Source organism: Janthinobacterium sp. PC23-8 (assembly GCF_002250505.1).
Taxonomy (GTDB): domain Bacteria; phylum Pseudomonadota; class Gammaproteobacteria; order Burkholderiales; family Burkholderiaceae_D; genus Janthinobacterium.
The window spans coordinates 532,569-547,057 of sequence record NZ_NJGY01000003.1 but is presented as its reverse complement, the minus strand read 5'-3'; the positions used below and the strand labels follow the sequence as shown (position 1 = coordinate 547,057).

Here is a 14,489-nt window from a genome sequence, read left to right as displayed (position 1 = left end):
CGCCATGAACGCAAGCATATTGGCGGCACTGTCCGCTTTCGGACCGGCCTCGCAGGAGCGGCGCTTGCTGCGCCTCGACTTTCCGCACGGCGACGGTCCCGCCGATACCGTGCTGCTGGTCAATTCCATGCAAGCGAAGGAAGAGCTGTCGCGCGACTTTCGCTTTGAAGTCGAGCTGCTGTCCGACGACGCCCATGTCGCCCTCAAGGCCATGATGGGATGCATGGCGACCATCAGCATGGTGCGCGACGATGGCAGCTTGCGTTATTTCAACGGCTACGTGGGGGAATTTCGCCTGCTGCGCGCCGAAGGCGGCTTTGCCTGGTACCGCATGGTATTGCAGCCGTGGCTGGCGTTTGCCAGGCTGCGCCAGGATAATGTCTCGTTCCATGGTCAAAGTGTGATGCAGTTGACGGAAGCCACGTTTGCGCACTACCTGCAGCGCGACTGGAAGACCTGTTTGCAAGGCGACGATCCGCAACTGTCCGTGGCCAACCAGCATAACGAAACCGACTACAACCATCTGCACCGGCGCTGGGAGGCGCTGGGCTTGCACTACTGGTATGAGCATCGCCTTGACGGCCATACGCTCTGGCTGGCGGACAACAGCACCCTGGCCGAGCCGATCGATGGCCAATCCGAAGGGGCCATGCATTTCCATGCCGGGTCCGGCTCCATGGAAGACGACGGCGTCCAGCAATGGCAGGCCGTGCGCCAGCTTGGCTCCGGCCTGCTGACCGTGGCCAGCTTCGACTATAAAAACCCGCAGCCGCAGCGCGCGACCAGCCATTCCCTGAACCGCCAGGGCGACGTGCCAGCCCATGAGCTGTATCAGGACACGGGCGCCTACGGCTACCGGGACAGCGATGACGGCGAACGGCTGGCCCGGCGCCGCATGGAGGAAAGCGACCGCCTGCGCCAGTATTTCGAGGCGGCCGGCAACCAGCGCCAGGCGCAGGCGGGCCGCTGCTTTACCCTGGCCGGCCATTTCAGCGGGCGGGAAAGGCAGTACCGAAGGGGCGAGCCGCGTGGCGACGACGTCAAGGCGCGCGAATATCTGATCGTGTCGGTCGAGCATGTCGCCAGCAACAACTATCAAAACGGCAAGGATGCTCCCTCTCATTATGAGAACCGCTTCGTTTGCGTGCGCAAGGACCAGCGCTGGCGGCCGGGTCCGGGCTACAACAGCGTGCCTTGCATCGTAGCGGGGGTGCAGACGGCGCTGGTGGTCGGGCCAGCGGGGGAAGAAATCCACACCGACGCGCTGGGCCGCGTCCGCCTGCAGTTCCACTGGGACCACCTGGGCCAATTCAACGAGCGCAGCTCGCCATGGATCAGGGTCATGATGCCGATGGCCGGCGCGCAAATGGGCCAGATCGCCCTGCCCCGCGTGGGCCAGGAAGTGGTGGTGCAATTCCAAAACGGCAATATCGACCACCCCATCGTGACCGGCGTGGTGTACAACGGCGCCAATCCACCACCCTGGCAACTGCCGCAGCAACGCGCCCTGTCCGGCCTGCGCAGCCGCGAGCTCGGCGCCACCAGCGCCAATCACCTGGTGCTCGACGATACGCGGCAAGCGATCCAGGCCCAGCTGCGCAGCAGCCACCAGGACAGCCGCCTGTCACTCGGCAATATCGCCCGCATCGACGACCATGCCGGCCGCAAGGAAGCGCGCGGCAGCGGCTTTGAGCTGGCAACCAACGCCTGGGGCGCGCTGCGCGCCGGCAAAGGCATGCTGATCAGTACCGAAACGCCAAACGGCGCCGCATCGGTCAAGCAGCTCGACGACACCCTGGCCCGGCTGGCGCAAGCCAGGGAAGTTCAGAAAGCCCTGGCCGACATGGCCGTCGACGCCGGTGCCCAGGACAGCGCCGGCGGGCAAGGCGCCGTGGCCGACGCCATCAAGCAGCAAAACGCCGCCATCAAGGGCAGCGGAGAGAATTTCCCGGAACTGGCCGAACCGCACCTGGTCATGGCCAGCCCGGCCGGCATCGAATTGTCCAGCGCGGCATCCATCCACTTGGCCGCCAGCGACCATGTGGCGCTGACCAGCGGCCAGGATATCGCGCTGGCCAGCGGCCACAGCCTGTTCGCCAGCGTGGCCCACAGCCTGCGCCTGTTTGCCCACAAGGCCGGCATGAAACTGATCGCCGCCTCCGGCAAGATCGCCATCGAAGCCCACAACGACGAAGTCGACGTGATCGCCCGCAAAGTGCTGTCACTCATCAGCGAAGCGGACTGGGTCAATATCAAAGGCAAGAAAGGCATCCGCTTGCACGGCGCCAACCACATGCTGGAAATCAGCGACAAGGTGCAGTTTTTTACCTCATCGCCGGTGCTATTCAACGGCAATCTGGAAACCCTTGCACCGAAGAGTGTGTCGCAGGAGTTCAATGAGCGGCCAAGCAGCAGCTTTGATCAGGAAGTGTTGCTGATGAAAGCGGACGATACGCCAGCCGTCGGCATCGATTTCGAGATCCTGCGCGAGGATGGCAACCAGTCAGGCAAAAGCGGTGCCGACGGCTCGACGACATTACAAAAATCCACTGGCATGGATAGCTACGTGATTCGATACAAGGGAGAACTGCCATGAGTGACAACGATGAACTGAACAAGCGCGGCAATCATCCGAGGCAATTTACACAGGGCGTGGGTGGATGGGCTGAGTATGCGGTACAGATGACCAGGACCAGCGATACGGCTCGCCATGAAGTCGCAAAGCCGCCAGGTAAAGTTATTCCAATTATTTTTCTGCCTGGAGTAATGGGTAGTAATCTGCGTATGTCCAAGGCACGTCAGAAAAAACTGGAGCGCCCGGACAATCGATCATGGCGACCGGACGACTTGATGGGGGTGGGAGGAATGGCAGATGTTGCCGCAGGAACTGGTTTGGGCGGATGGTTCAGAGAGGCCACGCCTCAACAACGTCAGTTGGTATTTGACCCCAACGAAACAGAAGTCGAGTACTACCATTACACAGAAAACAATGGGCGATTTGACGCGGAGGGACCAGAAACAATGGCTTCCGATTTACGGCATCAAAATGTTCCCGACAGTCTGACCCCGATTCCGCCCCTGATGGGCTCGAACAGAATCAACCCCGGCAGCCGCCCTGTACAAGGAAAACCGCAATCGTTCGCAACTCCAGCGCACGTGGCGCGATGGCGCGGCTGGAGCGAAGTACTGTTTGATGGTGCTTATGGCTCGATGCTGCAACACACCGAAAAGCACATGAACAACATGATATTAGGCGGAAAGCTGCATCCTGTCTGGCGCGGGACCAGCGGCTTGGGTGCGTCGGCGATGAAAGATCCTTCTACGTTTGGCGGTGTATCAGGCAACCCGATAACCGAAGATGACTTGAAAAAAATCGCGGCATGCTGGTATCCCGTTCATGCGATGGGCTACAACTTTGTGCAGAGCAATGGCGCTACTGCCGTGACCATTGCCAAACGCCTGAGAGGACTGGTCAAAGGTTATCGCGAGCGGGGTTTCCAATGTCATGAGGTCATTCTGGTCACGCACAGCATGGGTGGCCTGCTGGCGCGTGCCTTGATACATCCTGACTATGGAAAAATAGTCAACGACAAGGATCTGACAATACTTGGGGTTTATCACAGCGTTATGCCAGCCATCGGCGCTGCGGGAGCATACAAGCGCATGCGCTTCGGCTTTCAGGAAAAAGACACGACTGCGGGTGAATACGAGGCAGAGGTACTTGGCATCAATGGCATTCATGCGACTGCCATTCTGGCAAATGCCCCGGCGCCGCTGGAGATGATGCCCGGCGTAGCCTACGGTGAAAAATGGCTCAGGGTAGTGGATCAGCAAGACAAAGAACTGTGGAGCTGGCCGCGCGAGGGTGCTACGGCATTGGATGCCATTTATTTGCAGCCACCTAATGCGTGGTGGAGGTTGATAAATCCAGATTGGATAAATCCGGCAAATACAGAAGAAAAAAATGGTGGAGGTATGAACAGAGTTAATCGAAGACTCAAAAATGCGTTTGATTTTTTGGAATCAATAAAAGATACTTTTCACTCCCTTACTTATGCAAGCTACGGTGCATCACCGCAACGCTTAAGTTATGGCAATGTCGTATTCAAAGTTATCGAGGGACTTAACAGCGGGCTTCCAGAGCCTAAGGGAAACGCCAATGTACCTTCCCCTGAAAAATGGAGGTTATTGGAAGACAACGCCAAGAATCAGCTTGTTGTTCAAGTCGGCCCTCGAAAATTGCGATTAAGCCTAATGCCAGCGAGCGCTGCTGGCGACGATACAGTCCCCTCAAACAATTTGGAAAAATGTTTCAAAAAGGAAAAATTATTTGTTCATGGGATGAAAGCAGGGACTGATTACGGGCACCAAGATAGCTATTCGAATCCGAATGTACTTGCCTCAATGCTATATTCCATTATACAAATCGCAAAAACCGCAAAGTGGTCCTGATCATGGGCATTCAAAAAAATCAAAAATTAGTTCTTTTCACTGCCATTGCAGTGTTTGGATTATTTCATCCCTGCAAAGCGCGAAGCGCGATCGAGGAAAATACCGTGCCGAAAAATATTATTCTTAGTAAACGTCTTGAAGTGCTCTTTCTGAAAACGAAAATGACATGTTTTGGACGCTATACTCTTAGAGTACCGCAAGAAGCAGAATTGATTTTTGGGGACACATCATTTCCATCGATGATTGGGATAATAACCAATGGAATATCAGGGCGACACAAACAAATCCAAGAAGATATTGAAAAAATAAAAATCAAAAATACCACTTCGGAAATTATCTATAACGGGCCTGGTCCGCTTGAAGGCAGCTGGCAGGTTCAATATTTTGATGATAAATATGCTAAAGCGGAAAACGATGTATATTTCGACACGTATATCACCAAAGGAAATATCACATTTACTATAGGAGATTCAACACTTAAAGGAAAAACCAGGATAGATGCCGCTGCCAAACAAGCAGTTCGTGCAAATAGTTTGCGTTTGCGCGAGGAAGGCGAGATACCGACTGAACCGGGAAATTGCATCCCTTACGGCTTTATCAAGGAAGGTAACTATGATGAACAAGAAATGATTGATGCAGGACTTTACTTTCCCAGTTTTCCTGACGTTACATTTTCAGTGAGTTCAAATAAAAATGCATATATGGATTATCCAAGTGAATTATATGAAAAAATGCACAATGAGTTATCCCTATTGGGACGTATTGATATAGCCAAAAGAAGACAAGGAAAGAATTATCCCAGCCGCACCTTGCTGCGTGAAGGCAAACGACAAGTGCAACATTGGCAAGGTGAAGAGTCACTGATACGACGCACCGATGGCGCGCACGACTTCGAATGGACCTTAGTCGGCAAGCCACGCGATGTCGCGTATCCATCTGTGCTGGTGGCTCATATGTACACCAAGGTTGCCCACAATACAGTAGGCGCAGCCAAAGCCGCCTCGCTCACCGATGACGAAGCCATCGCCCTGTGGGACAAACTCCTTTCCAGCCTGAAATTCCGCGTCAAGGTACCGGGCGCGCCGCCCGGTTCGTACTATATCGATCCAGATAAGCCCGCGCAGTAATGAGAGCATCACACCGGTACTGGTGCAGGCTGGCGGGATGAAAAGCTTTCCTGCCAACCAGGCAAGGCCAGGTGCGCTATCTGCTGAGCGAGGCGAGGACGATATGAAACACCAGGGACGCGGCGTGATACGCCTGGGCGACAAGACCGATCATGGCGGCACGGTCAGCAGCGCATCCTCAAGCACCACCGTCATGGGTGTGACGGCGGCGCTGGCCGGCGACATGACGGTCTGCCCCAAATGCAAGGGCAGCTTTCCCATTCAAGCCGATGGCGCCGGCGCCAGGCACCAGGGCCAGCCTTATGCCTACGATGGCGACAAGACCGCCTGTGGCGCAAAGCTGATCACGTCTTTATAGGAAGCGCGCCATGAACGCAAGCATATTGGCGGCACTGTCCGCTTTCGGACCGGCCTCGCAGGAGCGGCGCTTGCTGCGCCTCGACTTTCCGCACGGCGACGGTCCCGCCGATACGGTACTGCTGGTCAATTCCATGCAAGCGAAGGAAGAGCTGTCGCGCGACTTTCGCTTTGAAGTCGAGCTGCTGTCCGACGACGCCCATGTCGCCCTCAAGGCCATGATGGGATGCATGGCGACCATCAGCATGGTGCGCGACGACGGCAGCTTGCGTTATTTCAACGGCTATGTGGGGGAATTTCGCCTGCTGCGCGCCGATGGCGGCTTTGCCTGGTACCGCATGGTATTGCAGCCGTGGCTGGCGTTTGCCAGGCTGCGCCAGGATAATGTCTCGTTCCATGGTCAAAGTGTGATGCAGTTGACGGAAGCCACGTTTGCGCACTACCTGCAGCGCGACTGGAAGACCTGTTTGCAAGGCGACGATCCGCAACTGTCCGTGGCCAACCAGCATAACGAAACCGACTACAACCATCTGCACCGGCGCTGGGAGGCGCTGGGCTTGCACTACTGGTATGAGCATCGCCTTGACGGCCATACGCTCTGGCTGGCGGACAACAGCACCCTGGCCGAGCCGATCGATGGCCAATCCGAAGGGGCCATGCATTTCCATGCCGGGTCCGGCTCCATGGAAGACGACGGCGTCCAGCAATGGCAGGCCGTGCGCCAGCTTGGCTCCGGCCTGCTGACCGTGGCCAGCTTCGACTATAAAAACCCGCAGCCGCAGCGCGCGACCAGCCATTCCCTGAACCGCCAGGGCGACGTGCCAGCCCATGAGCTGTATCAGGACACGGGCGCCTACGGCTACCGGGACAGCGATGACGGCGAACGGCTGGCCCGGCGCCGCATGGAGGAAAGCGACCGCCTGCGCCAGTATTTCGAGGCGGCCGGCAACCAGCGCCAGGCGCAGGCGGGCCGCTGCTTTACCCTGGCCGGCCATTTCAGCGGGCGGGAAAGGCAGTACCGAAGGGGCGAGCCGCGTGGCGACGACGTCAAGGCGCGCGAATATCTGATCGTGTCGGTCGAGCATGTCGCCAGCAACAACTATCAAAACGGCAAGGATGCTCCCTCTCATTATGAGAACCGCTTCGTTTGCGTGCGCAAGGACCAGCGCTGGCGGCCGGGTCCGGGCTACAACAGCGTGCCTTGCATCGTAGCGGGGGTGCAGACGGCGCTGGTGGTCGGGCCAGCGGGGGAAGAAATCCACACCGACGCGCTGGGCCGCGTCCGCCTGCAGTTCCACTGGGACCACCTGGGCCAATTCAACGAGCGCAGCTCGCCATGGATCAGGGTCATGATGCCGATGGCCGGCGCGCAAATGGGCCAGATCGCCCTGCCCCGCGTGGGCCAGGAAGTGGTGGTGCAATTCCAAAACGGCAATATCGACCACCCCATCGTGACCGGCGTGGTGTACAACGGCGCCAATCCACCACCCTGGCAACTGCCGCAGCAACGCGCCCTGTCCGGCCTGCGCAGCCGCGAGCTCGGCGCCACCAGCGCCAATCACCTGGTGCTCGACGATACGCGGCAAGCGATCCAGGCCCAGCTGCGCAGCAGCCACCAGGACAGCCGCCTGTCACTCGGCAATATCGCCCGCATCGACGACCATGCCGGCCGCAAGGAAGCGCGCGGCAGCGGCTTTGAGCTGGCAACCAACGCCTGGGGCGCGCTGCGCGCCGGCAAAGGCATGCTGATCAGTACCGAAACGCCAAACGGCGCCGCATCGGTCAAGCAGCTCGACGACACCCTGGCCCGGCTGGCGCAAGCCAGGGAAGTTCAGAAAGGCCTGGCCGACATGGCCGTCGACGCCGGTGCCCAGGACAGCGCCGGCGGGCAGGGCGCCGTGGCCGACGCCATCAAGCAGCAAAACGCCGCCATCAAGGGCAGCGGAGAGAATTTCCCGGAACTGGCCGAACCGCACCTGGTCATGGCCAGCCCGGCCGGCATCGAATTGTCCAGCGCGGCATCCATCCACTTGGCCGCCAGCGACCATGTGGCGCTGACCAGCGGCAAGGATATCGCGCTGGCCAGCGGCCACAGCCTGTTCGTCAGCGTGGCCCACAGCCTGCGCCTGTTTGCCCACAAGGCCGGCATGAAACTGATCGCCGCCTCCGGCAAGATCGCCATCGAAGCCCACAACGACGAAGTCGACGTGATCGCCCGCAAAGTGCTGTCACTGATCAGCGAAGCGGACTGGGTCAATATCAAAGGCAAGAAAGGCATCCGCTTGCACGGCGCCAACCACATGCTGGAAATCAGCGACAAGGTGCAGTTTTTTACCTCATCGCCGGTGCTATTCAACGGCAATCTGGAAACCCTGGCGGCCAAGAGTGTGTCGCAGGAGTTCAATGAAAGGCCCCATGCCAGTTTTGATCAAGCCATCCGTTTGCTGGAGGTCGACGGCAAGCCGGCAGCCAATATCGCTTTCGAGCTGATACGTGACGACGGCAACAAAATCAGCGACACCAGTACCGCCGATGGACAGACGCCCGTACAAAAAGGAGAAGGCATGGACAGCTACACGATACGTTACAAGGGAGAATTGCCATGAGCGACGATAACGACCTGAATGAGCATGGCAATCATCAGGGTGAGTTTCATCAGACTGTCGGCGGCTGGGCGGAATATACGGTGAATCTGACGGAGATAAAAGATACGGTGCGTCATGACGTGACCCTTCCACCCAAAAAAATAATTCCTATAATTTTTTTGCCAGGGGTTATGGGCAGCAATTTAAGAATGAGCAAAACGCGTCAAAAATATCTGGATAAGACCGATAACATTTCCTGGCGGCCCGATGACATGATGACTGCCGCCGGAAAATGGAGCGTCGTCGAAGGTTATAACATAGGAGGATGGTATAAAAATGCATCGCCAAGAGACCGGCAACTCGCTCTTGACCCGAATGAAACCGAGGTGGAATATTATATTTACAGCACAAATAAAGGAAGATTTGATCCCAGTGGCAGTCTTACCGGACTTTTCGATCTTCGCCATACCAACATTCCAAATGATTTTGCAGGTGTGCCACCTCTTATTGCGGTAAGCGCTAAAAAACGCAAAGAAAATTCAACGTATAAAATGCCCGGCGTATTGGATACCGACTTGCCTCTGAACTTGCGTGAAACTCCTGCACAAATTGCACGTTGGCGCGGTTGGAGCGAGATACTTTTCATTGGAGCTTATGGTGAAATGCTCAAGACGGCAGAATTTTTCATGAATAACATTGTTAGAAAAAATAATGTGCTCCCCCACTGGCAGGCAAAAACTATGAACACCAAGAAGAGTCAAGGGCCGTATCCTGAAATTTCAGAACTACTGATACAAGCTCCCACTGCTTTTGGTGCCACAAATGGCGCAGCAATTACCGAGGCTGACCTGAAAAAAATCTCTCCTTGCTGGTACCCGGTGCATGCCATGGGTTACAACTTCTTGCAGAGCAATGCTGTGTCCGCTGGCGTCATCGCTGAACGAATACGGGGCCTTATCAAAGGTTATGTCGAATGTGGATTCAAATGCGACGAAATCATCCTCGTCACGCATAGTATGGGAGGCCTGCTTGCCCGCGCCTTGATGCATCCAAATTATGGAAATCTTGTCAACGACAAGGAAATAAAAGTACTGGGGATTTATCATAACGTCATGCCATCGATAGGAGCAGCAAGCGCCTATAAACGCATGCGTTTCGGTTTTCTGGAAAAATCCGGACCGTTCAACAAGAAGACCGCACAAGTTCTAGGTATTGACGGAGAGCATGCGACCGCAATGGTAGCGAATGCACCGGCTGCATTGGAAATGATGCCGGGCATCGCCTACGGAGCACATTGGCTCAAAGTTGTTGACAATAACGATCAGATTTTATGGAGCTGGCCGCAAGAAGGGAAAAATGCACTCGATAGCATTTATCTGAAACCGGAAAATAATTGGTGGCGCCTTATCAACCCACTGTGGGTAAACCCTGCAAATATTTCCAATGAAAATGGAGGTGGAATAGAAAATGTTATTCAGAGACAAAAGGATGCTTTTGCATTTTCACAGTCTATTGAAAAATATTTCCACAAAATAACATATGCCAGTTACTGCGAATCAAGAAAGCACCTATCTTATGGCGAGGTTATTTTCAAAGTTACTGACGGCATGGGTGGAGGATTGATAGACTTTTTCAAGAAATTTACCCCTCCTCCCGCAGAAAAATGGACTCTAATCAGCGACGACGCAAAAGGAATTCTAAAGGTCAAAGCGGGACCGCATATATTAAAACTTAAATTGCAGCCTGCAAAAGAGAGTGGAGATGAAACGGTGCCTGCAGTGCAATCGGCTCGTCACGTTACCGGGAAAATTTTTCGCCATGGCGTAGAAGCAGGTACTGGCTACGAACATCAGGACAGCTACTTGGATAAAAATGTACTTGCATCAATGCTCTACTCCATAGTTAAAATCGCAAAACTGGCTGATTGGGATAAAAAATGAAAATTATCCCAACAAGATATATTATAATAATTTTCCTACTTTTCATCATAAACAGTTGCACACAAAACACCACACCCAAGGAGGAAGTAGTGACTGGAAATATAAAGTTAAATGGCCGATTAATTAATATTTTTTCAAAAACAAAATTACTATGCTTTGGTCGCTATGCCTTGGAAGTGCCAGCGGAGTCAAAACTAATTATTGGCACCCACACCATTGATGTTGAAAAAATATTATTTTATGATTTACATATTAAAATAAAAAAAGATATAGAAGAAATATTCTTTAAAAATAAAACCGCGGAAATTACTTACAACAAAGAAGGCCCAATTGTAAATAGCTGGCAATTACGCTACTACACCAGCATCCATGGTAAAGAAATGAAATTTCTATTTTTTAAAACCTATATTACAAAAGGAGATTTTACATTTATTGCAGGAGATGCTGTAAGTATAATGAAGGGAGAAAAAGAAGAAGAAATTGCTGACCGACAACTAAAACTCGCCAATAACATACGCTTACGGGATACTGAGGAAGTTCCTTCGGATCCCGGAATTTGCGTAGAACACGGATTCTTGGCAGAAAATTTATATAAAAAGCAAGAGATTGACAATGTCGGCATTTATTTCCCTAGCATTCCTGATATAACTTTTTCGGTCAGTTCCAACAAGGATGCATACGGCGACTATCCCCCGGAGGAATTTGAGAAGCGACTGCGTGGAGAATTATCCTTGCTCAATCGCATACAAGGTGCCAAGGACATACAGGGGGAAACTTACCCCAAGCGTAACTTGTTGCGTGAAGGCAAGCGCACTGTGCAACATTGGAAGGGCGAAGAATCACTGATCCGGCGCCCCGATGGCGTACATGATTTTGAATGGGCACTGGTCGGCAAGCCCAAGAATATAGCCAACCCGTCTGTCCTGGAAGCCAAGCTGTATAGCAAAGTGGCACACAACAGAGTAGGCGCGGCTGAAGCCGCCTCGCTCACCGATGACGAAGCCATCGCCCTGTGGGACAAACTCCTTTCCAGCCTGAAATTCCGCGTCAAGGTACCGGGCGCGCCGCCAGGGTCCTACTATATCGACCCGGACAAACCCGCGCAGTAAGGATGGATCATCGCAGAGTTTGTCCCGTTTGCAAGATAAAACCTTGCTGCCAGCATCGATTTTTTTCTGGACAATACCCATGACCGAACTGCGCCCCGCCCTGCCACTTGATATCGACAAGCTCCGGGCGCTGCGTACTGTGGCCGTGCAGGAAGCGGCTTGTGCGCATCCCATAGGCCTGATGCTGGCCAGCGTGGCGCTGGAAAAGGTATTGCCTTTCAGCTGACAGCCATCAATCTCGCTGCCATGCGACCGCTTCGGGCCTGGCGCCGTTGCTCTTGAAAAATGCAGCCAGCGCCTGATGGCACAGCGCCATGTCGATACACCAGGCGGCCGGATACGCATCGACCTGACCGTTGGCCAGCCAGTAGCTGCAATCGCCCTTTTCCTCCTCGTCGCCCAGCGAGTGAAAACTGGCATCGTCCTGGCCGGAAAGATACATCAGCCAGGCGCTGCCGCCATTCTTCAGCAGGCACAGGGCAGGCCCCTGCTCGGCATCCTCGGCCATGGTCAGCCACAATTCGCATTGCACCAGCGACTGCGCGCGGGCAAGCGCTTGCTGCAAATCCTGCAGCGAGGCGATGGCGACGGCTTCGCCGTGCACATTCAATTCCATCATCATGCCTTGCCTGCGCTCAGGTCCGCCGTCGCCAGCGCCGTGCTCAGGTAGAGCTTGCCGCTCAGCTCTTTCAGCAGGCTGCTCTGGCGCAGGCGGTCCATCACGGGGCCTTTGACTTCGGCCAGGTTCAGGCTGATGCCGCGCTTGGCCAGGGAGCTGTTCAGTTCGATCAGGCCAAACAGGGCCGTGCTGTCGATCTGGTTGACGGCCGACAGCACCAGCAGCAGGTGGCGCGCCGTCGGGTGGCCGCGCAGCTCGTCTTCGATGCGCTCGGTGACGGCTTCGACATTGCCGAAGAACAGGCCGGCGTCGATGCGCAGCAACAGCAGGTCGGGCACGGTGTGCGCTTCGTAGCGCTCGATGTTACGGAAGTGCTCGCTGTTGGGGATACGGCCCAGCACGGCGATATGGGGCCGGCTGGCGCGCCAGATCAGGGTGCCCATCGACAAGAGCACGCCGATCACCACGCCCGCCTCCACACCCAGCACCAGCACGCCGGCCGTGGTGGCCAGCAGCGCCAGCGCATCGCTGCGATCGTAGCGCCAGGCCATGCGCAGGGTATCCCAGTCGATCAGGTTGGCCACCGCAAAGATGATGGTGGCCGCCAGCACGGGCAGCGGCAACAGCGCCAGCCAGCCGGTGGGCGCCACCAGCGCCAGCGCCAGCAGGCCCGCCGTGATGATGCTGGCCAGCGGGGTGTTGGCGCCGGCCTGGAAGTTGACGGCCGAACGCGAAATCGAGCCCGTGACGGGAAAGCCGCCCGACAAGGCGCTGGCCACGTTGGCCGCGCCCAGGCCCAGCAATTCGCGGTTGGTATGCAACTTTTCGCCGCGCTTTTGCGCCAGGGTCTGGGCCGCCGACATGCTCATCAGGAAAATGATAAAGGCGATCAGCAGCGCCGGCGACAGCAGGGTGCGCCAGTGGGCGCCGGAGGTGGCCAGGTTCAGGCCGGGCAAGCCGTTCGGCACATGACCCGTCACTTGCACGCCCATGCGGTCCAGGCCGCCATAGGTCACCAGCACAATGCCGGTGATGACGAGCAGCATCGGCGCCAGGCGCGCACCGACCTCGGCGGCCGTCTTGCCCAGGCCGCAGCGCTGCAGCAAGCGCGACAGGTAGCGTCTGGCCAGCCACAGGCACGCCAGGCTGACCAGGCCCAGCGCCATGCTGGGGCCGTGCCAGTGCGGCCAGGTGGCGCCCAGCAAAGGCGTGACCTGGCCCCAGATGATGAGGATGGAGGCGCCATTGCTGAAGCCGCTGATCACCGGGCGCGACAAAAAGTTCGCCATAAAGCCCAGGCGCAGCACGCCGCATAGCAGCAGCACGACGCCGCTGATAAAGGCCAGTTGCGCGGCCAGCACGATATACAGGGTAGAACCGGGATCGGCCAGCGGCGCCAGGGCAGCGGCCGTCATCAGCGAGACGATGGCCATCGGCCCCACCGATTGGGTCATGCTGCTGCCGAACAAGGCATACAGCACCGGCGGCAAGATGCTGGCATAGATGCCGACCACGGGCGGCAGGCCGGCCACCAGCGCGTAGGCCATGCCTTGCGGCACCATCATCATGGCCACCACGATACCGGCGGTAATGTCCCCCGCCAACAGAGGACGCCGGTAATGCCTGAGCCAGTGCAGCATGATGCGATCCCAAAATCTGAAAACCGAAGCCTATCATGCGCCGAGGCCGACTGACAGGGGCAGGCAGGCAAGCAAGCCCATCAAGTCAGCAGTTGCGCCCTGACAGCGGCAAGGATTTCGGCCGACAGCGCCTCGTCATCGACGGTGCGCGCCAGCACCATGGCGCCCACCATGGCGGAAAAAGTGGCGATTGCCTGCTGGCGCCGCTGTTCCGGCGTGCCGTCCGGCAGCAAGCCGGCCAGCAGCTCGAACTGCTGGCGCGTCGCTTGCGTAAAGGCCGGCTGGGCGCCGGGCCGCATGCGCGCCACGTCCGCGCCCATGGCGGCGGCCGGGCAACCGTTGCCCGGGGCATCACGGTGGCGGGTTGTCAGGTAGGAATCCAGAAGCTGCGGCAAGGTCTTGCCCTGCCAGCCGGCCAGCGACTTTTTCAGCGCCAGCTCGCTGGCCTCGATCATCAGATCTTCCTTGGACGCAAAATGGCCATAAAAGCCGCCATGCGTCAGGCCCGCGTTTTTCATCAGGTCGGCCACGCCGATGCCGTCGTAGCCTTTTTCGCGGAACAATTTTGCGGCGACCTCGACGATGCGCTCGCGGTTCAGCGCCGCCTGTTCCCTGCTCACTTTCATGTCGCCTCCTGCAATAATGACAGTCATCATATAA

At 56.5% G+C, this 14,489-nt stretch carries 11 protein-coding genes; 8 read left to right on the top strand and 3 right to left on the bottom strand.

The annotated features are described in order from the left end of the window. The first annotated feature begins 4 nt into the window (after window positions 1-4). The 8 genes from CD932_RS21985 to CD932_RS29005 all read left to right on the top strand — a co-directional run bounded on the left by CD932_RS21985 (window position 5) and on the right by CD932_RS29005 (window position 11,796). Complete coding sequence (locus CD932_RS21985; RefSeq protein WP_094444911.1) at window positions 5-2,596, top strand: type VI secretion system Vgr family protein; 2,592 nt, start codon at window positions 5-7, stop codon at window positions 2,594-2,596. Next, window positions 2,593-4,452 carry a triacylglycerol lipase gene (locus CD932_RS21980; protein WP_094444910.1) on the top strand — a complete coding sequence of 620 codons (1,860 nt, stop codon included), beginning with the start codon at window positions 2,593-2,595 and terminating at the stop codon, window positions 4,450-4,452. The genes CD932_RS21985 and CD932_RS21980 overlap by 4 nt, the downstream gene beginning before the upstream one ends. A 2-nt stretch (window positions 4,453-4,454) precedes the next feature. Continuing rightward, window positions 4,455-5,579, top strand: a complete 1,125-nt coding sequence (locus CD932_RS29015) for a T6SS immunity protein Tli4 family protein (protein ID WP_254926712.1) — start codon at window positions 4,455-4,457, stop codon at window positions 5,577-5,579. Between the two features lie 103 nt (window positions 5,580-5,682). Continuing rightward, a complete protein-coding gene (locus CD932_RS21970) occupies window positions 5,683-5,937 on the top strand; it encodes a PAAR domain-containing protein (RefSeq protein WP_094444908.1) in 255 nt (84 codons plus the stop codon). Between the two features lie 10 nt (window positions 5,938-5,947). Further along, on the top strand, window positions 5,948-8,542 hold the full coding sequence (locus CD932_RS21965) for a type VI secretion system Vgr family protein (protein WP_094444907.1): 2,595 nt from the start codon (window positions 5,948-5,950) through the stop codon (window positions 8,540-8,542). Then, complete coding sequence (locus CD932_RS21960; RefSeq protein WP_094444906.1) at window positions 8,539-10,461, top strand: triacylglycerol lipase; 1,923 nt, start codon at window positions 8,539-8,541, stop codon at window positions 10,459-10,461. The genes CD932_RS21965 and CD932_RS21960 overlap by 4 nt, the downstream gene beginning before the upstream one ends. Then, entirely contained in the window at window positions 10,458-11,570 is a 1,113-nt protein-coding gene (locus CD932_RS29010) for a T6SS immunity protein Tli4 family protein (RefSeq protein WP_254926711.1), read from the top strand. Before CD932_RS21960 ends, CD932_RS29010 begins: the two co-directional genes overlap by 4 nt. Before the next feature lie 79 nt (window positions 11,571-11,649). Further along, on the top strand, window positions 11,650-11,796 hold the full coding sequence (locus CD932_RS29005; protein ID WP_176461087.1) for a hypothetical protein: 147 nt from the start codon (window positions 11,650-11,652) through the stop codon (window positions 11,794-11,796). Window positions 11,797-11,802: 6 nt separating this feature from the next. Here CD932_RS29005 and CD932_RS21950 read toward each other — a convergent pair whose 3' ends face one another. The 3 genes from CD932_RS21950 to CD932_RS21940 form a co-directional block, all read right to left on the bottom strand. Continuing rightward, complete coding sequence (locus CD932_RS21950) at window positions 11,803-12,192, bottom strand: Imm1 family immunity protein (RefSeq protein ID WP_094444905.1); 390 nt, start codon at window positions 12,190-12,192, stop codon at window positions 11,803-11,805. Further along, window positions 12,189-13,829, bottom strand: a complete 1,641-nt coding sequence (locus CD932_RS21945) for a SulP family inorganic anion transporter (protein WP_094444904.1) — start codon at window positions 13,827-13,829, stop codon at window positions 12,189-12,191. Before CD932_RS21945 ends, CD932_RS21950 begins: the two co-directional genes overlap by 4 nt. 80 nt (window positions 13,830-13,909) lie before the next feature. After that, window positions 13,910-14,455 (bottom strand): TetR/AcrR family transcriptional regulator, encoded by a 546-nt coding sequence (locus CD932_RS21940; RefSeq protein WP_094444903.1) that lies wholly within the window; start codon window positions 14,453-14,455, stop codon window positions 13,910-13,912. Window positions 14,456-14,489 lie beyond the last annotated feature (34 nt).

Coding starts and splice junctions, on each gene's coding strand:
- CD932_RS21985 (WP_094444911.1), top strand. CDS start 5: ATGAACGCAAGCATATTGGCGGCACTGTCCGCTTTCGGACCGGCCTCG.
- CD932_RS21980 (WP_094444910.1), top strand. CDS start 2,593: ATGAGTGACAACGATGAACTGAACAAGCGCGGCAATCATCCGAGGCAA.
- CD932_RS29015 (WP_254926712.1), top strand. CDS start 4,455: ATGGGCATTCAAAAAAATCAAAAATTAGTTCTTTTCACTGCCATTGCA.
- CD932_RS21970 (WP_094444908.1), top strand. CDS start 5,683: ATGAAACACCAGGGACGCGGCGTGATACGCCTGGGCGACAAGACCGAT.
- CD932_RS21965 (WP_094444907.1), top strand. CDS start 5,948: ATGAACGCAAGCATATTGGCGGCACTGTCCGCTTTCGGACCGGCCTCG.
- CD932_RS21960 (WP_094444906.1), top strand. CDS start 8,539: ATGAGCGACGATAACGACCTGAATGAGCATGGCAATCATCAGGGTGAG.
- CD932_RS29010 (WP_254926711.1), top strand. CDS start 10,458: ATGAAAATTATCCCAACAAGATATATTATAATAATTTTCCTACTTTTC.
- CD932_RS29005 (WP_176461087.1), top strand. CDS start 11,650: ATGACCGAACTGCGCCCCGCCCTGCCACTTGATATCGACAAGCTCCGG.
- CD932_RS21950 (WP_094444905.1), bottom strand. CDS start 12,192: ATGATGATGGAATTGAATGTGCACGGCGAAGCCGTCGCCATCGCCTCG.
- CD932_RS21945 (WP_094444904.1), bottom strand. CDS start 13,829: ATGCTGCACTGGCTCAGGCATTACCGGCGTCCTCTGTTGGCGGGGGAC.
- CD932_RS21940 (WP_094444903.1), bottom strand. CDS start 14,455: ATGAAAGTGAGCAGGGAACAGGCGGCGCTGAACCGCGAGCGCATCGTC.